This is a genomic window from Streptomyces sp. NPDC001410 (assembly GCF_042895235.1).
GTDB lineage: Bacteria > Actinomycetota > Actinomycetes > Streptomycetales > Streptomycetaceae > Streptomyces.
Map to the genome: position 1 here is coordinate 204,096 of NZ_JBIAWE010000008.1, position 24,003 is coordinate 228,098.

The window sequence follows — 24,003 nt, forward strand, 5'->3', positions numbered from 1 at the left end:
CTGCCCCCCACTCCCCCCCCCCCCCCCCCCCGCCGGCGCCCCCCCCCCCCCCCCCCCCGGCCCGGGGGGGGGGGGGGGGGGCGGGGGGCCCCCCCCCCCCCCCCCCCCCGCGCCGGAGGGTGCTCCTGGGCCTGGGGCCCGCTCACTTCCCGGCCAGGACGAACCAGCGCGCCGGCAGGTCGATGCGGGTGCCGTCGCCGAGGTACTCGGTCTGCGGCAGGGCCGACTCGCCGGTCGCGAGCACGTCCAGGCCGGCCTCGCCCAGCAGCCGCGGGATCTCCTCGTCGTCGGCGTCGGCAGGCTTGAGGCCGTGCTGGAAGACACGGCGCAGCTTGGGCGGCGGGCCCTCCGGGCCGGTGGCCGCACGTTTGAGGACGTCCCGCGAGCCGGAGGTCAGTTCGATGACGAAGGCGCGTCCCTCGGTGCCGATGATCTCGGCGACCGCGGCGGCCACCGCGGCGCGTGCGTCCGGCTCGCTCTGGTGGATGACGGCCCTCATGTACACATGGCTGTCGCCGAGCCGCTCGTGCAGGGCCCGAACGGCGCCGGTGTCGGTCAGGTCGAGCTGCTGGAACTCGACGGTGTCGGCGTTCTCGGCGTGGCGGGCGTGCTCGACGGCGGCGTGCGAGAGGTCGACGCCGACGGCACGGGCGAACCGGGTGGCGAGGTAGCGGGTCTGGGTGCCGTTGCCGCAGCCCAGGTCGACGATGGTGCGCGCGGTGTCCGCGTACGGCAGGAGCAGCTCGCTGTGCGGCTGCGCGGTGAGGGAGGGATCGGAGTCCCAGATCGCCTCGCCCGTCGCATCGGAGGTCTCGCGCCAGTAACTCTCCCACGCGTTACGGTAGTTGTCCGAGACGTTCATGACGATCTCCCCACGGTCGGTTCCGTGATCGGGATATCGCGGCGGCAGTGGGTCGGGCAAGAGGCCGGAGGCCGCCTTCACCGGAAGTACCGACCGCGGCAACCCCCAGGGACGCGGGCGCCCCCGGTTCACTGCCTTCCGTTGACGGCCTGTTCGAACCAGACGGTCTTGCGGTGCCCGGTCGCGGTGGCGCCCCACTCGCGGGCCAGCCGGCTGACCACGCGCAGACCGCGGCCCGACTCGTCGTACGGTCCGGTGCTGAGCATCGCGGGCAGGCCCGGTTCCTCGTCCGTGACCTCGAAGAGCAGGGCGTCGGTGCGGACCACCCGCAGTCCGATCAGGCCGCCCGAGCCGTGCTGGACGGCGTTGGTGACGACCTCGCTGACCAGCAACTGCGCCGTCTCCACCGTCTGCGGCAGGCCCCACTCCAGCAGCCGGTCGCGGACCAGGCGCCGGGCCCGGGCCACCTCGTGCGGGGCGGCGTCGAGGTGCCACTCGGCGACGTGGTCGTCGGGGATGCCGTTGAGCCGGGCCATGAGCAGGGCGACGTCGTCCTTGCGGCCGCCGCGGGTGTTGAAGGCGCGGATGATGGTGTCGCAGGCGACGTCCATGGAGGCCGCGGGGTGGGCGGCGGACTCGCAGAGCGCGGCGAGGCCCTCGCCGATGTCGGAGCCGCGCACCTCGACCAGTCCGTCGGTGCACAGCACCAGCCGGTCGCCGGGCGAGACGCGGACGACGGTGGACTCGAACGCGACGCCGCCGACTCCTATGGGCGCGCCGGTGGGCAGGTCGAGCAGTTCGCTGCGGCCGTCCTCGGCGCGCACCAGGACGGGCGGGATGTGTCCGGCGTTGGCGAGGTGCAGTTCGCCGCGGATCGGGTCGTAGACCGCGTACAGGCAGGTGGCGAGGTAGTTCTCGCCGAGCCGCCGGGCCAGGTCGTCCAGGTTGCGCAGCAGTTGGGCCGGCGGAGTCTCCATGGTGGCCATGGTCTGTACGGCGGTGCGCAACTGGCCCATCATGGCGGCCGAGTTGAGGCCGTGGCCCATGACGTCGCCGACCACGAGGGCGGTGCGCGAGCCGGGCAGCTTGATGGTGTCGAACCAGTCGCCGCCGATCCGGCCGAGCCGGGTGCCGGGCAGATAGCGGGTCGCGACGTCACAGCCGGCCATCCGCGGGCTCACCTGCGGCAGCATGCTGTCCTGGAGGGTGTCGGCGACGTTCTCCTGGTACGTGTACATGCGGGCGTTGTCGAGCACGAGGCCCGCGCGGGCGGCGAGTTCGGCGCCGGTGGTGCGGTCCATGTCGTCGAACGCCGGGCGGTCGGGGCGGCGCATGAGCACCATGAAGCCGAGCACGACGTTGCGCGCCTTGAGCGGCACGATGAGCAGGGAGCGGTCGGTGATGAGCGGCCTGAGGTCGCGCTTCTCGAACTCGCCGGAGATGCGGTTGGACAGCTCCTCGGTGACCCTCGGGATGAGGACCGGTTCGCCCGTGACCATGCACTTGTAGAACGGGGTGTGCTCGGGGAAGGCGAAGGCCTCGCCGACCGGCACGGTGTCGTCCCAGCGGCCCGGTTCGTCGTTGTGCTCGACCCACACCCGGAACATCACGGTGCTGGCGTCCGGTGGGCCGTCCGGGAAGCCCTCGCCGGCCAGGACGGCGGCGCGCAGGTGGGTGCCGGCGAAGTCCGCGAAGCGCGGTACGGCGGCGCTGGTGACCTCGCGGATGGTCTCGCCGAGGTCGAGCGAGGTGCCGATGCCGGAGCTGACCTCGTTGAGGAACTCCAGCCGCTCGCGCACGGCGGCGTACTCGAGGTCGTACTCGGCGCCGGTGGGGATCACGGGGGCGGTGCGCTGCTGCGGTACGACGGGTTCGGCGGGGCCGCGGCCGGGGCGGCGCGGGACGCCCCAGTACGGGGTGACGGGCACCCGGTCGTACTGGCTGAACTCCAGGACGGGGTAGCCGAGTTCGAGGACCTGGGAGACGATGCGGCCGCTGAGTCCCGGGCCCATGTTGGGCAGGATCTCGGGGAGCCGGCGCTCCAGCTCCTCGGAGGCGGGCAGTTCGGTGTGGCGGGCGAAGCCGGGTGAGATGCGTTCGGCGGTCTCGTCGTCGTAGCCGCGCTCGTCGCGCAGCCGGGTGGCGTCGGCGGCGAGGACCAGCAGCCGGGCGGGTTCCGGGCCGACCAGCGGGTAGGCCCACCACAGCACGTCGATGCGGGTCCGGTCGTCCTCGTCCGGGTACAGCCGGGCGCGGCCCGCGGTCGCGTAGCCGGTGCGGCCGTCGAGGGAGGACTCCAGGTCGGGGCCGTGCCTGTCGCGCGCCTGGTGGAGACCGTAGGTGTCCGGCAGCGCGTCGTCGGGGAGGTCGTCGGACAGTGCGCCGGAGACGGGGAGCAGATCGGCTGCGGGACGCCCGATCGCGTCCTCCCGGTCCACGCCGAACAGGCGGCGCGCGCCACTGCTCCAGTGGGACACCAAGCCGTCACGGTCGACGACGACCACGCCCAGCGGAACCCGGCCCGCTGCCGCGTCGCCGGCGCCGCGGCCGGGAGGTTCGTCCCGCTCGCTGCCACGGTCCATGGCCCAGGCCCTCTCTCCCCACGGCTGTTCGCAAACGATCTGTACCGCCCAGTCACTACGGTACGGGGGCGGCCGGTCGCGATGTGTGGCAATCCTGGAATTTGTTTCACCAGATCGCCCCGGCGCGCAGCTCAGCGCCCTGCGGGCGCCCCCCTCAGTCTTCGTGGCCCAGCTGCAGGTCGCGCTCGGTGCGGCCGCCGCGGGCGACCTGGAGGACCGTTGCGACCGGTGGGTAACCTGCGGCGATGACGGTGTACTCGCCGGAGGACAGGTCCACGAATCGGAACGTTCCGTCCGCTCCTGTGGTAAGGGTGTCCACGACGTTGCCCGCGGCGTCGAGCAGCGTCACCCGGGCGTCCTCCACGGGGCGGCCGCCGTTCGCCCGGACGGTGCCCTTCAGGACGGCGCCGCCCGCGAGTTCGATGTCCTGCCGGGTCTCCCGGGCGGCCTGGACGGTGACCGGGAGGGCGGCGGGGCGGAAGGCGGGGGCGCTGGCGGCGAGGGTGTACTCGCCGGCGACCAGTTCGGTGATGACGTAACCGCCCTCGCGGCCGCTGCGGGTGGCCGCGACGACCTCGCCCTGCACGTTGGTGAGGGTGACGGTGGCGTCCCGGACGGCGCTGCCGTCGGCGGTGAGCACGCTGCCCGCGAGGCGTCCGGCGCCGCCGAGCACGACGTCGAGTTCGACGGGGCGCTCGCCGACGGTGACGGAGACGGCCTGTGGCTGGTGGCCGCCCGCCGCGGCGATGAGCACGTACGAGCCGGTGCCGGGGGTGGCGAGCGCGTACCGTCCGTCCTCGCCGCTCGCGCCGCGCCCGATCTGCTGTCCGCAGACGTCGATGAGGGTGAGCGCCGCGCGGGGCACCACGGTCCCGTCGGGGTGCTGCACCGTGCCGCACACCGGGATTCCGGCGGTGTGCGGCGAACGGGCCTGTGGGATCTGGGCGTTCACGGCGGGGGGCTCCGTCTCGGTGGCGTGGTGGGACACCAGCGGTTTCTCCTTGAGGAAGAAGGCGATGAGCAGGCCGAGGACGAGCACCGGGACGAGGTAGAGGAAGATCCGGGGCATCGCGTCGGCGTAGGCGCGGATGTAGGCGTCGCGCAGGGCCGGTGGCAGCGCGTGGACGAGCTGCGGGGTGAGCGACTCGGGGTCGGGCAGCCGGCCGCCCGCGCGCGGGGGCAGTTCCCGGTGCAGGGCGTCGGTCAGCCGGTCCGCGAAGAGGGTGCCGAAGACGGCGGCGCCGACGCTGCCGCCGATCTGCCGGAAGTAGGTGTTGGCGCTGGTGGCGGTGCCGAGGTCGGCGAGGCGCACGGAGTTCTGCACGGCGAGGACGAGGACGGGCATCACCAGGCCGATGCCGGCGCCGAGGACGGCCATCCAGATGCTGTAGTGCAGCCGGGGCGTGTCGGTCTCCAGGCGGGAGAGCAGCCACATGCCGACGGCGGCGAGGGCGCCGCCGAGGAGCGGGAGGAGTCTGTAGCGGCCGGTGACGGTGATGAGCTGCCCGCCGACGACGGAGGCGCCGACGATGCCGGCCATCATGGGCAGCATCAGCAGCCCGGACTCGGTGGCGCTGGCCCCGTCGACCATCTGCAGAAAGGTCGGCAGATAGCTGGCCGCGCCGAACAGGGCGACACCGATCACCAGGCCGACCAGAGCGGTGACGTTGAAGACGGAGTCCCGGAACAGCCTGAGCGGGATGAGGGGTTCGGCGGCGAAGCGCTCGGCGACGAGGAAGAGGACGGTGGCGGCGAGGGCGCCCGCGCCGAGGCCGAGGATCTCCCGGGAGTGCCAGGCGTACTCGGTGCCGCCCCAACTCGTCAGCAGTACCAGGCAGGTGGAGGCCGCGGCGAGCAGCAGCGCTCCGAGGACGTCGAGCCGGGCGCGGACCCGCGGCCTCGGCAGCTTGAGGACGACGGTGACGACGGCCAGGGTGACCAGGCCGAAGGGGACGTTGACGTAGAAGCACCAGCGCCAGGAGAGATGGTCGGTGAAGTAGCCGCCGAGGAGCGGTCCGGCGACGGAGGCGAGGCCGAAGGCGGCGCCGATCAGGCCCATGTAGCGGCCGCGCTGCCGGGACGGCACGATGTCGGCGATGATCGCCTGGACGCCGATCATGAGCCCGCCCGCGCCCACGCCCTGGAGGGCGCGGAAGGCGATCAGCTGGTCCATGTTCTGCGCGCGCCCGGCGAGCGCGGAGCCGACGACGAAGACCAGGATGGCGAACTGGAAGACGCCCTTGCGGCCGACGAGGTCGCCCAGCTTGCCGTACACGGGCAGGCCGATGGTGGAGGTGAGCAGATAGGCGGTGATCGCCCAGGACATCCGGTCCAGGCCGTGCAGCTCGCCGACGATCTTCGGCAGCGCGGTGGCGACGATCATCTGGTCCAGCGCGGCGAGGAGCAGGGCGAGCATGAGCCCGAAGAAGACCAACCGCACCCACCGCGCGCCGAGTTCGGCGGCCGGGGCGGGGGTCGGAGGTTCGCCGCCGGTCTCCGCCGGGGCCGGTGTCGCGGCCGGCTCGTGCTGCACCAGAGTCGTCCCGCCCACGTACGGCTCCCCTCGTCGCGCCTGTCACATTTCCCGCGTAAGGCGACAACTGCGAACAAGTACGGCGAGTTACGGTGCAATCCCGGACGGGACGGAGTTCCACTCGAACCGGTGAGGGGGCGCAACGCCGGCGCAACACCCCTTCACCGGCCGGAGTTTGGCCTTACTTCTCCACCTGGGCGGCGAGGTTGGCGAGGATCGCGTCGTAGATGCGGCCGAGACCCTTGGGCGCGAAGGTCCTCTCGAAGAAGCCGCCGATGCCGCCGGCGCCCTTCCAGGTGGTGGTGACGACGACCCGGGAGCTGCCCTCGCCGGCCGGGGTGACGCGCCAGGTGGTGACCATGGAGGAGTTGCGGTCCTTCTCGACGAGTTCGCCGTCGCTGGGCTCGGTGACCTCCAGGAGGCAGTCGCGCACGCGCTTGCTGGTGGCCTGGAGCTTCCAGTGGACGAGGGTGCCCTCGCCGTCGCCGCCCTCGCGCACCTCGTACTCGCTGAAGTGCTCGGGCAGCAGCTGCTGCCGCGTGCCGCTGTAGTCGGCGAGCGTGTCGAACACCTGCTCCGCGTTCGCCGCGACGACCCGCTCCGTGGTGGCTTCGACCTGCGCCATTGCGTTCCTCCAGGACCTGGTTTCTCGGGGTTGGAGCAAGCCAACCACCCCGGCGCCCGGCCACCCAAATCGGGGTCGCACGATCATGGGAACGTATGTTCTATTCTGTGCGCGAGCGCTACCGAGGAGGCGTCATGCGCTGGGAGAACCTCATCGTGGAATCCGGGGGGCCCGGAGAGTCGGTCGGTCACGGCCGGGCCGCCGATGCCGCGCTGTTCGGTGCGGACGCCGTCGTCACCCGCACCTTCGACACACCGGAGTTCCGCGGGATCACCTTCCACGAGGTGCGGGCCCGCTCGGTCCTGAACCGGGTGCCGGGCGCCTCGCGCATGCCGTTCGAATGGACGGTCAATCCCTACCGCGGCTGCACGCACGCGTGCGTGTACTGCTTCGCCCGCAAGACGCACGGCTACCTGGACCTCGACACGGGGATCGGCTTCGACACCCAGATCGTGGTGAAGGTGAACGCGCCCGAGGTGCTGCGCCGCCAGCTGTCCTCGCGCCGCTGGCAGGGCGACCACGTGGCGATGGGCACCAACGTCGACTGCTACCAGCGCGCCGAGGGCCGCTACCGGCTGATGCCGGGCATCATCTCGGCCCTCACGGAGCACGCTAACCCGTTCTCGATCCTGACCAAGGGCACGCTGATCCTGCGCGATCTGGAGCTGCTGGTCCGCGCGGCCGCGGTGACGGACGTGGGGATCTCGGTCTCGGTCGGCTTCACGGACACCGAGCTGTGGCGCACGGTGGAGCCGGGCACACCGGCGCCCGAGCGCCGCCTCGACGTCGTCCGCACCCTCGGCGAGCACGGCATCGGCTGCGGGGTGCTGATGGCGCCGGTCGTCCCGTTCCTGAGCGACCACCCGGCCCAACTTCGGGACACCGTACGGGCGATCGCGGCGGCCGGGGCCACCTCGGTCACTCCTCTGGTGCTGCATCTGCGGCCGGGCGCCCGGGAGTGGTTCATGGCCTGGCTCGGCCGGCACCACCCGCACCTGGTGCGCCGCTACGAGCGGCTGTACGCGGAGGGCGCCTACGCGCCCAAGTGGTACCAGCGCCGGATCACCCGTCAGGTGCACGAGCTGGCCCAGGAGTACGGCATCGGGCCCACCCGCGCGGGCATGGCCCGGCGGATCAGGCCGGCCGAGGCCCCGCCGGCCGCCGAGCCTCCGGCCGTGTCCGAGCCGACCCAACTCACCCTTCTTTGAGAGCGTTAGAGGGCATCCCTCGACCCAATTGGGTCAACTATTGACATAATGGGTTCTTCAGGGCGCTCTCTTCGGGACGATGCGGCGAGAACCGTGACCCTCGCGGTTCGCGTCACCCTCCGTCCCGGGAGGACCCATGAGGACACGCGCAGCGATGCTGTGCGCAGCCGCCGTCATGACGGCGGGCTCGGTCACGGCCGTGCCCGCGCAGGCGGCCCCCACCGCTCCGGCGGCGAAGCTCACCTGGAAGACCTGCGGTACCAGCGACTACCCGAAGCTCCAGTGCGCGTCCCTGAAGGTGCCGCTGGACCACACGCACCCGTCCGGCACCCAGATCACCCTCGCCCTGTCCCGCGTCCCGCACACCGCGGCGACGTCCCAGGGCCCGCTGCTGGTCAACCCCGGCGGCCCCGGCGGCAGCGGTCTGACGCTCGCCGGGTTCGTCGCGTCCGCGCTGCCCAAGAGCGTGGCGGCGCAGTACGACGTGATCGGCTTCGACCCGCGCGGAGTGGGCCGCAGCACCCCGGCCCTCGACTGCTCGCCCCGCCACTTCCGGACGGTGCGTCCCGACACCGTGCCCGCCACGGCCGCACTGGAGCAGAAGAACCTGCAGCGCGCGCAGTCCTTCGCCGCCGCCTGCGGCCGCAAGTACGCGAGCGTGCTGCCGTACATCAACACCGTCGAAGCGGTCCAGGACATGGACTCGGTCCGGCGGGCCCTCGGCGCGCAGAAGATCAGCTACTTCGGCTACTCCTACGGCACCTACCTCGGCGCGGTCTACGGCAAGCTCTTCCCCGAGCGGGTCCGCCGCCTGGTGCTGGACTCGATCGTGAACCCGACCGGCATCTGGTACGAGGACAACCTCGCCCAGGACTACGCCTTCAACGACCGCCACCGGGCGCTGATGGCGTGGATCGCCAAGTACGACTCCACGTACCGGCTCGGCAAGGACCCCGCGAAGGTCGAGGCCGCGTGGTACGCGATGCGGGCGGCCCTGGCGAAGAAGCCGGCCGGCGGCAAGGTCGGCGCCTCCGAACTGGAGGACACCTTCATCCCCGGCGGCTACTACAACGGGTACTGGCCCTATCTGGCCCAGGCGTTCTCGGCCTACGTCCGTGACAAGAACGCCGAGCCGCTGGTGGAGGTGTACCAGCACTTCGCCGCCGTGGACTCCTCGGGCGACAACGGCTACAGCGTCTACACGGCGGTGCAGTGCCGTGACGCCTCCTGGCCGCACTCGTGGACCCGCTGGCGGACGGACGCCTGGGGGGTGTACGCGAAGGCACCGTTCATGGCCTGGAACAACGCCTGGTACAATGCACCCTGCGCATACTGGCCGGCCGGCACCCTGAAGCGGGTGAACATCGCCAACGGCAAGCTGCCGCCGACGCTGCTGTTCCAGGCGACGAACGACGCGGCGACCCCGTACCCCGGCGGTGTGACGGCCCATCACCTGCTGGCCCGCTCCAGCCTGGTGGTCGAGGACGGCGGCGGCAACCACGGCATCACGCTGAGCGGCAACAGCTGCCTGGACAAGTATCTGGCCGACTATCTGACGAGCGGCAAGGTCCCGCACGGCACCGGCACGGCCGACGCGGTGTGCAAGAAGTCCCCGGACCCGAAGCCGCTCAAGGCCAAGGCGGCCTCGACGTCGTCGCGCGGCTCGACCCTGCACGGCCTGCTGCGCTTCCGCCGTTGAACGGCTCCTGACGGCCCGTCGGGGGCAGGGCCGGGGGCATGACCGGGGGCGTTGTCGGACCCGTGGTCCACCATGGGACGCATGAGCGAACCGACCCGCATCCCCGCCCCCGACGGGGTCGCGCCCGCGGCCCAGTACAGCCACGTGGTCAGCGCGACCGGCCGCCTCGTCGCCGTCTCCGGCCAGCTCGCCCTGGACGAGGACGGCAAGCTCGTCGGCGAGGGCGATCCGGCCGCGCAGGCCCGGCAGGTGTTCGAGAACCTGAGGCGCTGTCTGGCCGCCGCGGGGGCCGGCTTCCAGGACGTCGTCAAACTGACCTACTTCGTCACGGACATCGCCCACCTGCCGGCGATCCGCGCGGCCCGCGCCGCACACATACCCGACGACCGCCTTCCGGCGGCCTCGGCCGTCCAGGTGGCCGCCTTGGTCGCCCCGGAGTTCCTGATGGAGGTCGAGGCGCTCGCGGTGGTGGGCGGATGAAGGTGGCGGGCGGATAAACAGGGGCGCGCTGCGGGAGCGGGTCTCTAGGGTGCCGCCATGGACAACCCGCTTCCGCACATACGTCCGATGACCCTCGACGACTGCGACCGCGTCTCGGAGATCCGTGTCCGCGGCTGGCAGCACGCCTATCGGGGGCTCATGCCGCAGCCGTACCTCGACGCGCTCAGCGTGGCGCGGGACGCCGAGAAGCGGCGGGCATGGTTCGGGCAGGGGGACGGCACGGTGGCGAACCTGGTCGCCGAGCAGGACGGCCGGATCGTCGGGTGGGCGGCGCACGGGCCGTACCGGGACGGTGAGGTGCGCACCGGGGACTGCGAGTTGTACGCCCTCTACCTCGACCCCGGACACATGGGCAGCGGGATCGGGCGGGCGCTGCTGGCCGCGTCGGTCGAGCGGTGCTCCGGGTACCCGCGCATGTTCTTGTGGGTCCTGAAGGAGAACACGCGCGCCCGCCGCTTCTACGAGCAGGCCGGTTTCCGTGCGGACGGCGCCGAGGAGCCCTTCGACGTGGACGGCGTGGCCGTCCCCGAGGTGCGGTACGTCAGGGAGCTGTGAGCGGGCGTCACCTCTGCCTCTGCTGCGGGATGCGGGCCAGCGCGTGCACCGCCGCCTCGGCGAGCGCCGGATGCGCGAGGGCCTCGTTCAGGACCCGGCGCGCGCGGCCGTCGCCCAGGGTGCCGAGTCCCTCCACGCAGGCCAGCGCCACCCGCCGGTACGGGTCGTGCGGGCGCAGCCGCCGCTCCAGGGTGGTGATCAGCGCGGGCACGGACTCGGGGGCGTGCAGCTCGACCAGGAGCCGTACCGGGTGCAGGGCGTAGGCGACGCGCAGTTCGTTGGTGGCGAGCGCGGCGGCCGCGCGCGCGGTGCGCGGGTCGCCGAGGCGGGCGAGCGCGTAGGCGGCGGAGGCGCAGCGCGGCGGGTCGCGGTGGTTGAGCAGCAGCACCAGCGACTCGAAGGCGCGCCGGTCGCCGGCGACGCCCAGCCGGAACGCGGCCAGCTCCCTGGCCCACAGTGGCTGTCCGGGCGCGATGAGCACCTCCGCCAGTTCGTCATGGTCCTCGGTCGCCGCCAGCTGCTCGTACGCCGCCGAGCCGTGCGACTCCTGCCGCATGCGTTCCGTGAGCGATCGCAACTCTTCGTCCACGACGACCAGCGTAGGCGGGCCGCACCCGTGCAGGGAGCTACATCACAAACTCGGTCCGGCTCAGGTCTGGCGCGCTCGTTACTCGCCGGTTAAGCTCAGACGAGCGAGTTACCCACTCGCACATCCACTGGCGACGGTTTGGTGACGCAGCCGTCGTGAGATGGTCGGTTCGGTACATCGGTACCGCAGTACGACCCGGTTCCGGGACAGGGCCGGTCGGAATCAGCCTCTCCCGGGCGTGTGCACGCCTGCGGCGACGGTTCCCGGGCGTGTGCGCTTGCAGCCCGACAACACCCGCATCTCTTCCGCCCCGGTGTGCGCCTTCGGGCGCACCCGGCGCGTTCCCAGTCGTCACCCTCATTCCTGGAGTCCCGCGATGGCCACTCCCCTGTCCGACACCACCCTGTCCCCGCTCAAGACGATCGCCGTCGTCGGCCTCGGCACCATGGGCACCGGCATCACCGAGGTCCTCGCGAAGGCCGGCCGCGAGGTGATCGGCATCGACATCAGCGAGGCCCAGGCCGCGAAGTCCGTCGCCGCCCTGGAGGCCGCCACCGCCCGCGCCGTGGAGCGCGGCCGGCTGACCGAGCAGGAGCGCGCGGACGTCCTGGCCCGGGTCCGCACGTCCACCGACATCGGCGCGGCCGCCGACGCCGACCTGGTCATCGAGGTGGCCCCGGAGTCGTACGAGATCAAGCACCAGATCTTCCGCGACCTGGACGCCGTCGTCCGCCCCGAGACGATCCTCGCGACCGGCACGAACGCCCTGTCGGTCACCCGGCTCGCCGCCGACTCGGCCCGCCCGGAGCGCGTGCTCGGCCTGCACTTCTTCAACCCGGCCCCGGCGATGAAGCTGGTCGAGGTCGTCTCCTCGGTGCTGACCGCGCCGCCGGCCGTCGCCGCGGTCACCGACCTCGCGATCGAGCTGGGCAAGGAGCCGGTCGCGGTCGGCGACCGTCCCGGCTTCGTCGCGGACGGGCTGCTGTTCGGCTACCTCAACCAGGCCGCCGCGATGTACGAGGCCCGGTACGCCTCCCGCGAGGACATCGACGCGGCCATGCGGCTCGGCTGCGGCCTGCCCATGGGCCCCCTCGCCCTGCTGGACCTCATCGGCATCGACACCGCGCGTACGGTCCTGGAGGCCATGTACGCCGAGTCCGGCGACCGGCTGCACGCCCCCGCCCCGATCCTGAAGCAGCTCAGCGAGGCGGGCCTGACCGGCCGCAAGTCGGGGCGCGGCTTCTACACGTACGAGGCGCCGGGCAGCGCCACCACCGTGCCGGACGCGCTGACCCCGGTCGAGGGGAACACCCAGGTCGCGGGCCGTTCCGTGCGCTCCGTCGGGGTCGCGGGCTCGGGCACGATGGCCTCCGGCATCGCCGAGGTCTTCGCCAAGGCCGGGTACGAGGTCGTCCTCGCCGCCCGCAGCGAGGAGAAGGCCCAGGCCGCCAAGGCGCGGATCGGCAAGTCGCTCGCGCGCTCCGTCGACAAGGGCCGGATGACCGCCGAGGCCGCCGCCCAGACCCTGGACCTGATCACCCCGGCGGGCTCCTACGACGCCTTCGCCGACGTCGACCTGGCCGTCGAGGCGGTCGCCGAGGACCTGGCGGTCAAGCAGCAGCTGTTCGCGGCGCTGGACAAGGTCTGCAAGCCGGGCGCGGTCCTCGCCACCACCACCTCCTCGCTGCCCGTGGTCGCCTGCGCCCGCGCCACCTCGCGCCCGCAGGACGTGATCGGCATGCACTTCTTCAACCCGGCCCCGGCGATGAAGCTGGTCGAGGTCGTCCGCACCGTCCTGACGGCCGACGACGTCCACGCCACCGTCCGCGAGGTCTGCGCGAAGGTCAGGAAGCACGCCGTGGACTGCGGCGACCGGGCCGGGTTCATCGTGAACGCGCTGCTGTTCCCGTACCTGAACAACGCGGTCAAGATGGTCCAGGAGCACTACGCGTCGCTCGACGACATCGACGCCGCGATGAAGCTCGGCGGCGGCTACCCGATGGGCCCCTTCGAGCTGCTGGACGTCGTCGGTCTGGACGTCTCGCTCGCGATCGAGAAGGTGCTGCACCGCGAGTTCCGCGACCCGGGCCTGGCCCCGGCCCCGCTGCTGGAGCACCTGGTGGCGGCGGGCTGCCTCGGCCGCAAGACCGGCCGCGGCTTCCGCGAGTATGCCCGCCGCTGACGGGGTCGGTGACTGGTTCGACGGTGCCTCCGAGGGCGCGGACTGGGGCGGGCTGCTGGACCCGGTGGCCTTTCCCGCGCTCTTCGGACCCGGCACTCCCCCGCCCTCCACGGGCGGGGGAAACCCCGGACCTGCGCATCCAGCTGCGGACATGCAGTACGTTCGGGTCATGTCCCAGCCCGCCAAGTCCTCACGTACACCAGCCACGCCCGACGCGCCGGAAAGTGCCGCAGGCAGTCGCGCCGCCGCCCAGCGGCTGAAAATGCGCCGAGAACTGGCGGCCGCAGCGATGGAACTGTTCGCGACCAAGGGGTACGAGGCGACCACCGTCGACGAGATCGCGGCCGCGGCCGGGGTCGCCCGCCGCACCTTCTTCCGCCACTTCCGCTCCAAGGAAGAGGCGATCTTCCCCGACCACGACGACACGCTCGTCCGTGCCGAGGCGGTCCTCAACGCCGCCCCGGCGCACGAGCACCCGCTCGACACCGTGTGCCGTGGCATCAAGGAAGTCATGAAGATGTACGCGGCCCGGCCGGAGATCTCGGTCGCCCGCTACAAGCTCACGCGCGAGGTGCCCACCCTGCGCGAGGCGGAGATCGCCTCGGTGGCCCGCTACGAGCGACTGTTCACCCGCTATCTGCTCGGCCACTTCGACGAGCACGCGCACGCCGACGACGCCAACGACGACCCGCTGCTCGCCGAGGTCGCCGCCTCCGCCGTCGTCACGGCCCACAACCACGTCCTGCGGCGCTGGCTGCGGGCCGGCGGCCAGGGCGACGTGGAGGCCCAGCTCGACCACGCCTTCGCGATCGTGCGCAAGACCTTCGGCACGGGCATCGGCGCCGGACGCGGCTCGGCGGCCAGGCCGGCCGCCACCACGGCACCGGCGACGGTGTCCGCGCACGGCGAGGTGCTCGTGACGGTCGCCCGCACGGACGCCCCGCTGGACGAGGTCATGCGCACCATCGAAGAGGCACTCAAGGAACGCTGAGGCCCGCCGAGACGCTCCGAGACGTCTCCGAGACGCTTCCGGGCGCGCGTTCCCGCTGTGACGACGGCCACCCCACGGGGTGGCCGTTTTGGCATGTCAGAGGCCCTTTTCCGGCAGATTTCAGAGGCCGTTCGATCGATCATCGCTCATTTGTTACGTAAAGATTTCATCTGAGGCGAAGTCATGGCACTCAGTGCCTTGCCACCTGACACGCGGTGTCATACGTTGAAGGTGTCCGGGCGGCCGGCGAGCAGAGACCGTTCGCTCGCCGGCTGTCCCCGCAAGCTCATGGCCTGCGCGCCCGGACGCCTGCGTCACAGGCAACCTTCCGCGCCACAAAGCGCTGCCGAAGCACCACCCCGCCGAACCGACGGCATCACCCAAAACCCTCAGCAGCACTCCCAGCAGCACCGACGAACCCTCAGCGCCCCTCCCTCAGGGCGCTCACCGCCGGAGGCAATACCGTGACCGTGAAGGATATCCTGGACGCGATCCAGTCGCCGGAATCGACGCCGGCCGACTTCGCAGCCCTGCAGCTCCCCGAGTCGTACCGCGCGATCACCGTGCACAAGGACGAGACGGAGATGTTCGCGGGCCTGGAGACCCGCGACAAGGACCCGCGCAAGTCGATCCACCTGGACGAGGTGCCGGTGCCCGAACTGGGCCCGGGCGAGGCCCTGGTGGCCGTCATGGCCTCCTCGGTCAACTACAACTCGGTGTGGACCTCGATCTTCGAGCCGCTGTCCACCTTCGGGTTCCTGGAGCGCTACGGCCGGCTCAGCGAGCTGACCAAGCGCCACGACCTGCCGTACCACATCATCGGCTCCGACCTCGCGGGCGTCGTCCTGCGCACCGGCCCCGGCGTGAACGCCTGGAACCCCGGTGACGAGGTCGTCGCGCACTGCCTGTCCGTCGAGCTGGAGTCCAGCGACGGCCACAACGACACGATGCTCGACCCCGAGCAGCGCATCTGGGGCTTCGAGACCAACTTCGGCGGCCTGGCAGAGATCGCCCTTGTCAAGTCCAACCAGCTGATGCCGAAGCCCAAGCACCTCAGCTGGGAGGAGGCCGCGGCCCCGGGCCTGGTCAACTCGACCGCCTACCGCCAGCTGGTCTCCCGCAACGGCGCCGGCATGAAGCAGGGCGACAACGTCCTGATCTGGGGCGCGAGCGGCGGACTCGGCTCGTACGCCACGCAGTTCGCGCTCGCGGGCGGCGCCAACCCGATCTGTGTCGTCTCCAGCGACCAGAAGGCGGACATCTGCCGGTCCATGGGCGCCGAGGCGATCATCGACCGCAACGCCGAGGGCTACAAGTTCTGGAAGGACGAGCACACCCAGGACCCCAAGGAGTGGAAGCGCTTCGGCAAGCGCATCCGTGAACTCACCGGCGGCGAGGACGTCGACATCGTCTTCGAGCACCCCGGCCGCGAGACCTTCGGCGCCTCGGTCTACGTCACGCGCAAGGGCGGCACCATCGTCACCTGCGCCTCGACCTCGGGCTACAACCACGAGTACGACAACCGCTACCTGTGGATGTCCCTGAAGCGGATCATCGGCTCGCACTTCGCCAACTACCGCGAGGCCTGGGAAGCCAACCGGCTCATCGCGAAGGGCAAGATCCACCCGACCCTGTCGAAGGTCTACTCCCTGGAACAGACCGGCCAGGCCGCGTACGACGTGCACCGCAACCTCCACCAGGGCAAGGTCGGCGTGCTCTGCCTGGCCCCCGAGGAGGGACTGGGCGTGCGCGACGAGGAGATGCGCGCCAAGCACATCGACGCCATCAACCGCTTCCGGAACGTCTGAGGGCCTTAGATGACAGAGCGTCAGAAGGACCGTCCGTGGCTCATGCGGACGTACGCCGGCCACTCCACGGCCGAGGCGTCCAACGAGCTGTACCGGCGCAACCTCGCCAAGGGCCAGACCGGTCTGTCGGTGGCGTTCGACCTGCCGACGCAGACCGGCTACGACCCCGACCACATCCTCGCCCGCGGCGAGGTCGGCCGGGTCGGCGTGCCCGTCTCGCACCTCGGTGACATGCGCCGGCTGTTCCAGGACATCCCCCTGGAGCAGATGAACACCTCGATGACGATCAACGCCACCGCCATGTGGCTGCTGGCGCTCTACCAGGTCGTCGCCGAGGAGCAGGGCGCGGACATCACCAAGCTCCAGGGCACGACCCAGAACGACATCGTCAAGGAGTACCTGTCCCGGGGGACGCACGTCTTCCCGCCCGGGCCGTCGCTCCGCCTGACGACGGACATGATCGCGTACACGGTCTCCCACATCCCGAAGTGGAACCCGATCAACATCTGCAGCTACCACCTGCAGGAGGCCGGGGCCACGCCGGTGCAGGAGATCGCGTACGCGATGTCCACCGCGATCGCCGTCCTCGACGCCGTGCGCGACAGCGGCCAGGTGCCCCAGGAGCGCATGGGCGACGTCGTCGCGCGTATCTCCTTCTTCGTGAACGCGGGCGTCCGCTTCGTCGAGGAGATGTGCAAGATGCGGGCGTTCGGCCGCATCTGGGACAAGGTCACGCGTGAGCGGTACGGCATCGAGAACCCCAAGCAGCGCCGGTTCCGCTACGGCGTCCAGGTCAACTCGCTCGGCCTGACCGAGGCCCAGCCGGAGAACAACGTCCAGCGGATCGTCCTCGAGATGCTGGCCGTGACCCTCTCCAAGGACGCACGCGCGCGTGCCGTGCAGCTGCCGGCCTGGAACGAGGCGCTCGGCCTGCCCCGCCCCTGGGACCAGCAGTGGTCGCTGCGCATCCAGCAGGTCCTCGCGCACGAGAGCGACCTGCTGGAGTACGAGGACATCTTCGAGGGCTCGCACGTCATCGAGGCGAAGGTGAACGCCCTCGTCGAGGAGTCCCTCGCCGAGATCGACCGGATCCAGGAGATGGGCGGCGCGATGGCCGCCGTCGAGTCCGGCTACCTCAAGTCGCAGCTGGTCTCCTCGCACGCCGAGCGCCGGGCCCGGATCGAGTCCGGCCAGGAGAAGATCGTCGGCGTCAACATCTTCGAGACCACCGAGCCCAACCCGCTCACGGCCGACCTGGACACCGCGATCCAGACGGTCGACCCGGCGGTCGAGGCCCGGGTCGTCGAGGCGATCGGAGGCTGGCGCGACACCCGCTACCAGCCGCCCTTCAACCACCCGCGCCCCTGCAAGGCGCTGGAGCGGCTGAAGGAGGCCGCCAAGGGCACCGACAACCTGATGGAGGCCACCCTGGAGTGCGCCCGTGCCGGGGTCACGACCGGCGAGTGGGCGGGCGCGCTGCGGGAGGTGTTCGGCGAGTTCCGCGCGCCGACCGGTGTCTCCTCCGCTCCCATCGCCGTTCCCGTCGAGGCGGGCTCGGCACTCGCCGAGGTCCGCACCAAGGTGGACGACACCGCCCGTGAGCTGGGCGTCGGCAAGCTCCGCTTCCTGGTCGGCAAGCCCGGCCTGGACGGGCACTCCAACGGCGCCGAGCAGATCGCCGTCCGCGCGCGTGACGCCGGCTTCGAGGTGGTCTACCAGGGCATCCGGCTGACGCCCGAGCAGATCGTGGACGCCGCCCTGGCGGAGGACGTGCACGCCGTGGGCCTGTCGATCCTCTCCGGCTCGCACGCCCAGCTGGTGCCGGACGTACTTCAGCGGCTCCGTGTGGCCGGTGCCACAGATATACCCGTGATCGCTGGTGGCATCATCCCGAATGGTGACGCCGACCAGCTGCGGGCCGCAGGAGTGGCCGCGGTCTTCACCCCGAAGGACTTCGACATCACCGGGATCATCGGCCGCATCGTCGACGAGATCCGGAAAGCGAACAAGCTCGACCCCCTGGAGGTCCCCGCATGACCGCCCACCCGTCTCCCACCGCCGCCCTTGCAGCGAGCGGCTCCGCCGCACACCCTTTCAACCGTCTTCGTCCGCGGCGTTCCTGCCTCGCCGTGCCGGGGAGCAACCCCCGCTTCCTGGAGAAGGCGCAGGGTCTCCCGGCCGACCAGGTGTTCCTGGACCTGGAGGACGCGTGCGCACCGCTCGCCAAGCCCGAGGCGCGGCACACCATCGTCAAGTTCCTCAACGAGGGTGACTGGACGGGCAAGACGCGGGTCGTGCGCGTCAACGACTGGACGACCGAGTGGACGTACCGCGACGTCGTGACCGTCGTCGAGGGCGCGGGCCAGAACCTCGACTGCATCATGCTGCCGAAGGTCCAGAACGCCGAGCAGATCGTCGCCCTGGACCTGCTGCTGACGCAGATCGAGAAGACCATGGGCTTCGAGGTCGGCAAGATCGGCATCGAGGCGCAGATCGAGAACGCGCAGGGCCTCAACAACGTCAACGCGATCGCGCAGGCCTCCCCGCGCGTCGAGACGATCATCTTCGGCCCGGCCGACTTCATGGCCTCCATCAACATGAAGTCGCTCGTCGTGGGCGAGCAGCCGCCCGGCTACCCGGCGGACGCCTACCACTTCATCCTGATGAAGATCCTGATGGCCGCCCGCGCCAACAACCTCCAGGCGATCGACGGCCCCTACCTGCAGATCCGCAACGTCGAGGGCTACCGCGAGGTCGCCCAGCGCGCCGCGGCCCTCGGCTTCGACGGCAAGTGGGTGCTGCACCCGGGCCAGGTCGAGGCGGCCAACGAGATCTTCTCGCCCTCCCAGGAGGACTTCGACCACGCCGAGCTGATCCTGGACGCGTACGACTACTACACGTCCGAGGCGGGCGGCAAGAAGGGCTCGGCGATGCTCGGCGACGAGATGATCGACGAGGCCAGCCGCAAGATGGCCCTGGTCATCTCCGGCAAGGGACGCGCCGCCGGCATGCAGCGCACCAGCAAGTTCGAGATCCCGGAGGCCTGAGCGCGATGCAGTTCGGACGCACCTACGAGGAGTTCGAGGTCGGGGCGACGTACAAGCACTGGCCGGGCAAGACGGTCACGGAGTACGACGACCACCTGTTCTGTCTCCTCACCATGAACCACCACCCGCTCCACATGGACACCAACTATGCGGAGAAGACGACGGACTTCGGCAAGAACGTCGTCGTCGGGAACTACATCTACTCGCTGCTGCTCGGCATGAGCGTGCCGGACATCTCCGGCAAGGCGATCGCCAACCTGGAGATCGAGTCGCTCAAGCACGTGGCGCCGACCTTCCACGGCGACACCATCTACGGCGAGACGACCGTCCTCGACAAGTGGCCGTCGAAGTCGAAGAACGACCGCGGCATCGTCTACGTCGAGACCAAGGGCTACAAGCAGGACGGCACCCTGGTGTGCGTCTTCCGCCGCAAGGTCATGGTGCCCACCGAGACGTACATCAAGGAGCGCGGCGGCGAGCAGCCCGGCCGCCCGGAACTGAAGCAGCAGGAGAAGTAGGCCATGGCCCGTCTCGCCCAGACCGCCGGTCTGACCGACGTCCAGCAGGAGATCCTCTCCACGGTTCGGGACTTCGTCGACAAGGAGATCATTCCTGTCGCGACCGAGCTGGAGCACCGCGACGAGTACCCGCAGCAGATCGTGGACGGCCTGAAGGAACTCGGCCTGTTCGGTCTGATGATCCCCGAGGAGTACGGGGGCCTGGGCGAGTCGCTCCTCACCTACGCGCTGTGCGTGGAGGAGATCGCCCGCGGCTGGATGTCGGTGTCCGGCATCATCAACACGCACTTCATCGTCGCGTACATGCTCAAGCAGCACGGCACGCAGGAGCAGAAGGACCACTTCCTTCCGCGCATGGCGGCCGGCGACATCCGGGGCGCGTTCTCGATGTCGGAGCCGGGCCTGGGCTCCGATGTGTCGGCCATCACATCGAAGGCGGTCAAGGACGGCGACGAGTACGTCCTGAACGGTCAGAAGATGTGGCTGACGAACGGCGGCACCTCGTCCCTGGTGGCCGTTCTCGTCCGAAGTGACGAAGGACACCCCGAGGGCACGGCGCCCCACAAGTCGATGACGACCTTCCTGATCGAGAAGGAGCCCGGCTTCGGCGAGGTCCGCCCCGGCCTCACCATCCCGGGCAAGATCGACAAGATGGGCTACAAGGGCGTCGACACCACCGAGCTGATCATGGACGGCCTGCGCATTCCGGCCGACCGGGTGCTCGGCGGCGTCACCGGCCGAGGTTTTTACCAAATGATGGACGGCGTGGAGGTCGGCCGCGTCAATGTGGCGGCGCGTGGCTGCGGCGTCGCTCAGCGCGCCTTCGAGCTGGGTGTCCAGTACGCCCAGCAGCGGCACACCTTCGGCAAGCCGATCGCCCAGCACCAGGCCATCCAGTTCAAGCTGGCCGAGATGGGCACCAAGGTCGAGGCCGCGCATGCCATGATGGTGAACGCGGCACGCAAAAAGGACTCCGGGGAAAGAAACGACCTCGAAGCAGGGATGGCGAAGTACCTCGCCTCCGAGTACTGCAAGGAGGTCGTGGAGGATGCCTTCCGGATCCACGGCGGCTACGGCTTCTCCAAGGAGTACGAGATCGAGCGCCTCTACCGGGAGGCTCCGATGCTGCTCATCGGTGAAGGTACCGCCGAGATCCAGAAAATGATCATCGGGCGCAGGCTGCTCGAAGAGTATCGATTCCAGGGCTGATTGTCCGGATACGGGGTGTTTTCTTCGAGAAGAAGATCACACCCCGTAGACACTCTTCAGCCGCCGACTCGGCTTCCTGGCTTGCCCAGTTGTAGCCCCCGCCCGGTACGATCCCGGGAAAGCCGCCGTCCCCCGTCAGAGCGCGGCATCATCCGCTACGAAGGTCATCCATGCCCCACAGCCAAACCTCTGCACCTCGCGACCGCCAGGTCGGCGTACGCCTCGCGCGCGGAGCATCGCCGTGGCTTCTCCCGACCGTCGCCACCGCAGCCCTCAGCCTCGCCCGCGCCCGCCGTTCCGGCGCCGCCAAGGCCGTGGCCGTGCCCGCCACCGCGCTCGCGGCGGGCATGCTGTGGTTCTTCCGCGACCCCGAGCGCGAGATCGCCCAGGGCCGCGTCATCTCGCCCGCCGACGGTGTGGTGCAGAGCATCATGCCCTGGAAGGACGGCCGCACCCGGGTCGCGATCTTCATGAGCCCGCTCAACGTCCACGTCAACCGCGCGCCCCTCGCGGGCACGGTGACGTCGGTCGAGCACATCCCCGGCGGCTTTGTTCCGGCTTTCAATAAGGAGAGCGAGAACAACGAGCGCGTAGTCTGGCATTTCGACACCGAACTCGGCGACATCGAGATGATCCAGATCGCCGGCGCGGTGGCCCGCCGCATCGTGCCCTACCTCCCGGAGGGCACGAAGGTCGAGCAGGGCGACCGAATCGGTCTGATCCGCTTCGGCTCGCGTGTCGACCTCTACCTGCCCGAGGGCGTGGAGGTCGCGGTCGAGGTCGGCCAGAAGACCGTGGCTGGGGTGACTCGCATTGACCGTGATTGATCCGGAGACCCAGGCGGGCTGGGTGCCCGAGGCGGACGAGGTGGACGAAGAGGAGGAGATGCCCCTCTCTCTCCGCCTCTCAATAGCGGACACCCTCACGCTGGGCAACGCCACGTGCGGCTTCATGGCGGTGTACTTCACCACCACCGGCATCCTGATCCCGCACCTCACCGACAGCCAGGAGTCCGGCATGGCGCGCAACAGCGCGGCCACGGCGGTCATCCTGATGCTGTGCGCAGCGGTGTTCGACCTGTTCGACGGCCTGGTGGCGCGCAAGCTCCGCTCCTCCCCCATGGGCGCCGAGCTGGACAACCTCTCGGACCTGATCAGCTTCGGCCTGGCACCCGCGTACTTCGTGCTGGTCTACGGCATGGTCGCGGACGACGCGTACCAGAAGGTGGCGGCGGTCGGGGCAATCGTGGTGCTCCTGGCGGTGGTGCTGCGTCTGGCGCGCTTCTCGTGCGTGACCGTGCCGAACGGCATGTTCCAGGGCATGCCCTCCCCGTTCGGCGCGCTGACGGTCGTCTCGATCGTGCTCCTGGAGCTGCCCTTCGTGGCGACGCTCCTGGCGATCCTGGGCACGGCGTGGCTGATGGTGAGCCGGGTCGAGTACCCGAAGCCGCGTGGCCGTCTCGCCGTGGCCATGCTGTCCTGGATCGTCCTGTCCATGGGCCTCCTGACCGCCTGGGCCTTCGACGCCCCGGGCGGCCAGCTGCTCCTCCAGACGGGCTGCGCCCTGCAGCTGGTCATGGGCGCGGTGATCCCGCTGTTCGCCACGGCACGCCGGGTGAACAACTTCCGCGACAACCGTCGGGAGGCACGGGCGGCGCAGCTGCCCTGACCCTCCGCACCGACACACCGGGTGTGGCCCGAGCCTCTGAGGTTCGGGCCACACCCGTTTCGCGTTCAAGGGCTGCGTTCGGCTCCCCTTTGCCCCGTCAACTACCCCTGCTCCCTGCCGAGGTGCAGCGGTTCAGGGGTAGGAGGACGGTAGAAACAGGGGCATTTGCGGACATTCATCCCGACATGCGGAGGGGAGGACGGCCATGCCCGGACCCGTGCAGACGGACTACCCCGTCGCGCACAAGTCGATCAATCCGGCCAACCCGAACAAGCAGGTGGACCTCTTCGTCCGGGAGTGGAACGGCACCCAACCGGGCCACGACCCCGAGCCGGTGCTCATGCTCCACGGCAGAAGCGTGCCGGTGCTCGCCGGATACGACCTCGTGCTTCCCGGAGTGCCCGGGGACGACGCCATCAGGTACAGCTGGGCCCAGCAGCTGGCCAAGGAGCACTACGACGTGTACATGATGGACGTGCAGGGCAACGGGAAATCGCCACGCCTGACGATGGACGACCCGTGCAACGCCAACCCGTCCCAGCGGGACGACGTCCTGGGCCCGCTCGCGGCCGCGTGCGGGACGCCCCCGTACCCGCACGAGTTCGGCACCTCGCAGAGCGAATGGTCGGAGCTGGCCACCGTCGTCAGGTTCGTCAGGTCACGGTGCATGAACAAGCCGATCCACTTCATCGGCTGGTCCGCCGCGGGGCCGCTCATGGGTCCGTACGCCCTTCTGCACCCCACGGAGGTCAGGAGCCTGTTCTTCCTCGCCCCGGTCTTCGCGCCGCTGGGACGGTGGTCGGAGAAGCCCATGGACCCGTTCGGGCTCCCCAAAGGGGTCACGGACCTGCCCGTGTCCCCGCCACAGGCCATGTTCGGTTTCCCGATGCACGTCAACAGCAGGACCGGCTTCGAGACCGCATGGGACCGCGAGACGGGCAGCCCGCTCCAGCGGGAACCCGGCATCGAGGACACCGTGTGGGCCGCCATGATGGACAGCGACCCCGTCGGCGCCAAGTGGGGTCCCCTGCTGCCGGACGACACGCACGAGGGCGTCCACCGGTTCCGGAACTCCTTCTGGTGGGGCTGGAACAACCAGACCGCGACGTACAACGGCGTGCTCGGCAACCAGGTCCCCATCGCCATCGTCCACGGCGAACTGGACAGGACGGCCAACACCCCGCCGGCCCTCCCGGTGCCGGCGGTCCTGCGCTTCTCCGTCCCGGCCCTCTACAAGGCCGTCCCGGGGCCGGACAAGCTGATGTTCCAGCTGGCAGGCGCGGGACACTCCATGGTCTGGGAGCGCCCCGCCAAGATCCTGCACCAGATCACGAAGCAGTGGCTGGCCCACCGGAAGGTGTGGGGCCTCACCAGCGGCAGCTACTACCGGGACCTGGACGGGGAGCTGACTGAGCTGGAGTAGCAC

The 24,003-nt window shown here is 70.4% G+C and carries 19 protein-coding genes; 14 read left to right on the forward strand and 5 right to left on the reverse strand.

The genetic code is table 11. The features are described from left to right. Positions 1 to 142: 142 nt before the first annotated feature. The 4 genes from ACFY3C_RS19235 to ACFY3C_RS19250 all read right to left on the reverse strand — a co-directional run bounded on the left by ACFY3C_RS19235 (position 143) and on the right by ACFY3C_RS19250 (position 6,602). Entirely contained in the window at positions 143 to 862 is a 720-nt protein-coding gene (locus tag ACFY3C_RS19235) for a class I SAM-dependent methyltransferase (protein WP_386576072.1), read from the reverse strand. 128 nt (positions 863 to 990) lie between these two features. After that, the gene (locus ACFY3C_RS19240) at positions 991 to 3,444 is read right to left on the reverse strand and encodes a SpoIIE family protein phosphatase (RefSeq protein WP_390771582.1); all 2,454 of its coding nucleotides are present in this window, start codon (positions 3,442 to 3,444) and stop codon (positions 991 to 993) included. A 154-nt stretch (positions 3,445 to 3,598) separates the two neighbouring features. Then, the gene (locus ACFY3C_RS19245; RefSeq protein WP_390771583.1) at positions 3,599 to 5,995 is read right to left on the reverse strand and encodes an MFS transporter; all 2,397 of its coding nucleotides are present in this window, start codon (positions 5,993 to 5,995) and stop codon (positions 3,599 to 3,601) included. Between the two features lie 163 nt (positions 5,996 to 6,158). Next, positions 6,159 to 6,602, reverse strand: coding sequence for an SRPBCC family protein (locus ACFY3C_RS19250; RefSeq protein ID WP_386576075.1), 444 nt, complete (start codon positions 6,600 to 6,602; stop codon positions 6,159 to 6,161). 134 nt (positions 6,603 to 6,736) lie between these two features. Here ACFY3C_RS19250 and ACFY3C_RS19255 point away from each other — a divergent pair, with 134 nt between their 5' ends. From ACFY3C_RS19255 to ACFY3C_RS19270, 4 genes are all read left to right on the forward strand, one after another. After that, positions 6,737 to 7,810 carry an Rv2578c family radical SAM protein gene (locus ACFY3C_RS19255; protein WP_386576351.1) on the forward strand — a complete coding sequence of 358 codons (1,074 nt, stop codon included), beginning with the start codon at positions 6,737 to 6,739 and terminating at the stop codon, positions 7,808 to 7,810. Between the two features lie 136 nt (positions 7,811 to 7,946). Then, a complete protein-coding gene (locus ACFY3C_RS19260; RefSeq protein ID WP_390771584.1) occupies positions 7,947 to 9,509 on the forward strand; it encodes an alpha/beta hydrolase in 1,563 nt (520 codons plus the stop codon). A gap of 81 nt (positions 9,510 to 9,590) precedes the next feature. Next, the gene (locus ACFY3C_RS19265; RefSeq protein ID WP_389171518.1) at positions 9,591 to 9,989 is read left to right on the forward strand and encodes a RidA family protein; all 399 of its coding nucleotides are present in this window, start codon (positions 9,591 to 9,593) and stop codon (positions 9,987 to 9,989) included. A 57-nt stretch (positions 9,990 to 10,046) separates the two neighbouring features. After that, a complete protein-coding gene (locus ACFY3C_RS19270; protein ID WP_386576078.1) occupies positions 10,047 to 10,565 on the forward strand; it encodes a GNAT family N-acetyltransferase in 519 nt (172 codons plus the stop codon). 7 nt (positions 10,566 to 10,572) lie between these two features. On the opposite strand, the gene ACFY3C_RS19275 is transcribed toward ACFY3C_RS19270, so the two are convergent. After that, positions 10,573 to 11,154 (reverse strand): adenylosuccinate lyase, encoded by a 582-nt coding sequence (locus tag ACFY3C_RS19275; protein ID WP_390771585.1) that lies wholly within the window; start codon positions 11,152 to 11,154, stop codon positions 10,573 to 10,575. Between the two features lie 376 nt (positions 11,155 to 11,530). Between ACFY3C_RS19275 and ACFY3C_RS19280 the strand changes: the two genes are divergently transcribed. From ACFY3C_RS19280 to ACFY3C_RS19325, 10 genes are all read left to right on the forward strand, one after another. Then, positions 11,531 to 13,336 carry a 3-hydroxyacyl-CoA dehydrogenase family protein gene (locus ACFY3C_RS19280; protein WP_390771586.1) on the forward strand — a complete coding sequence of 602 codons (1,806 nt, stop codon included), beginning with the start codon at positions 11,531 to 11,533 and terminating at the stop codon, positions 13,334 to 13,336. Between the two features lie 169 nt (positions 13,337 to 13,505). Further along, the gene (locus tag ACFY3C_RS19285) at positions 13,506 to 14,327 is read left to right on the forward strand and encodes a TetR family transcriptional regulator (RefSeq protein ID WP_390771587.1); all 822 of its coding nucleotides are present in this window, start codon (positions 13,506 to 13,508) and stop codon (positions 14,325 to 14,327) included. A gap of 470 nt (positions 14,328 to 14,797) precedes the next feature. After that, positions 14,798 to 16,135: a crotonyl-CoA carboxylase/reductase gene (gene ccrA / locus ACFY3C_RS19290; RefSeq protein ID WP_386576352.1), complete on the forward strand. Its 1,338-nt coding sequence runs from the start codon at positions 14,798 to 14,800 to the stop codon at positions 16,133 to 16,135. 9 nt (positions 16,136 to 16,144) lie between these two features. After that, the gene (locus ACFY3C_RS19295; RefSeq protein WP_390771588.1) at positions 16,145 to 18,172 is read left to right on the forward strand and encodes a protein meaA; all 2,028 of its coding nucleotides are present in this window, start codon (positions 16,145 to 16,147) and stop codon (positions 18,170 to 18,172) included. After that, complete coding sequence (locus ACFY3C_RS19300) at positions 18,169 to 19,182, forward strand: HpcH/HpaI aldolase/citrate lyase family protein (RefSeq protein ID WP_390771589.1); 1,014 nt, start codon at positions 18,169 to 18,171, stop codon at positions 19,180 to 19,182. Before ACFY3C_RS19295 ends, ACFY3C_RS19300 begins: the two co-directional genes overlap by 4 nt. 5 nt (positions 19,183 to 19,187) lie before the next feature. Then, positions 19,188 to 19,700, forward strand: coding sequence for a MaoC family dehydratase (locus tag ACFY3C_RS19305; protein ID WP_019757884.1), 513 nt, complete (start codon positions 19,188 to 19,190; stop codon positions 19,698 to 19,700). A 3-nt stretch (positions 19,701 to 19,703) separates the two neighbouring features. Beyond that, positions 19,704 to 20,909, forward strand: coding sequence for an acyl-CoA dehydrogenase family protein (locus ACFY3C_RS19310; protein ID WP_386576085.1), 1,206 nt, complete (start codon positions 19,704 to 19,706; stop codon positions 20,907 to 20,909). 170 nt (positions 20,910 to 21,079) lie between these two features. Then, the gene (locus tag ACFY3C_RS19315) at positions 21,080 to 21,736 is read left to right on the forward strand and encodes a phosphatidylserine decarboxylase (protein WP_094220828.1); all 657 of its coding nucleotides are present in this window, start codon (positions 21,080 to 21,082) and stop codon (positions 21,734 to 21,736) included. 22 nt (positions 21,737 to 21,758) lie between these two features. Then, entirely contained in the window at positions 21,759 to 22,577 is an 819-nt protein-coding gene (pssA, locus tag ACFY3C_RS19320) for a CDP-diacylglycerol--serine O-phosphatidyltransferase (RefSeq protein WP_386576353.1), read from the forward strand. Positions 22,578 to 22,782: 205 nt separating this feature from the next. Beyond that, positions 22,783 to 24,000 carry an alpha/beta fold hydrolase gene (locus ACFY3C_RS19325; protein WP_390771590.1) on the forward strand — a complete coding sequence of 406 codons (1,218 nt, stop codon included), beginning with the start codon at positions 22,783 to 22,785 and terminating at the stop codon, positions 23,998 to 24,000. The last annotated feature ends 3 nt before the right edge of the window (positions 24,001 to 24,003 follow it).

Coding starts and splice junctions, on each gene's coding strand:
- ACFY3C_RS19305 (WP_019757884.1), top strand. CDS start 19,188: ATGCAGTTCGGACGCACCTACGAGGAGTTCGAGGTCGGGGCGACGTAC.
- ACFY3C_RS19295 (WP_390771588.1), top strand. CDS start 16,145: ATGACAGAGCGTCAGAAGGACCGTCCGTGGCTCATGCGGACGTACGCC.
- ACFY3C_RS19280 (WP_390771586.1), top strand. CDS start 11,531: ATGGCCACTCCCCTGTCCGACACCACCCTGTCCCCGCTCAAGACGATC.
- ACFY3C_RS19240 (WP_390771582.1), bottom strand. CDS start 3,444: ATGGACCGTGGCAGCGAGCGGGACGAACCTCCCGGCCGCGGCGCCGGC.
- ACFY3C_RS19300 (WP_390771589.1), top strand. CDS start 18,169: ATGACCGCCCACCCGTCTCCCACCGCCGCCCTTGCAGCGAGCGGCTCC.
- ACFY3C_RS19310 (WP_386576085.1), top strand. CDS start 19,704: ATGGCCCGTCTCGCCCAGACCGCCGGTCTGACCGACGTCCAGCAGGAG.
- ACFY3C_RS19315 (WP_094220828.1), top strand. CDS start 21,080: ATGCCCCACAGCCAAACCTCTGCACCTCGCGACCGCCAGGTCGGCGTA.
- ACFY3C_RS19235 (WP_386576072.1), bottom strand. CDS start 862: ATGAACGTCTCGGACAACTACCGTAACGCGTGGGAGAGTTACTGGCGC.
- ACFY3C_RS19260 (WP_390771584.1), top strand. CDS start 7,947: ATGAGGACACGCGCAGCGATGCTGTGCGCAGCCGCCGTCATGACGGCG.
- ACFY3C_RS19285 (WP_390771587.1), top strand. CDS start 13,506: ATGTCCCAGCCCGCCAAGTCCTCACGTACACCAGCCACGCCCGACGCG.
- ACFY3C_RS19265 (WP_389171518.1), top strand. CDS start 9,591: ATGAGCGAACCGACCCGCATCCCCGCCCCCGACGGGGTCGCGCCCGCG.
- ACFY3C_RS19325 (WP_390771590.1), top strand. CDS start 22,783: ATGCCCGGACCCGTGCAGACGGACTACCCCGTCGCGCACAAGTCGATC.
- ACFY3C_RS19255 (WP_386576351.1), top strand. CDS start 6,737: ATGCGCTGGGAGAACCTCATCGTGGAATCCGGGGGGCCCGGAGAGTCG.
- ACFY3C_RS19270 (WP_386576078.1), top strand. CDS start 10,047: ATGGACAACCCGCTTCCGCACATACGTCCGATGACCCTCGACGACTGC.
- ACFY3C_RS19250 (WP_386576075.1), bottom strand. CDS start 6,602: ATGGCGCAGGTCGAAGCCACCACGGAGCGGGTCGTCGCGGCGAACGCG.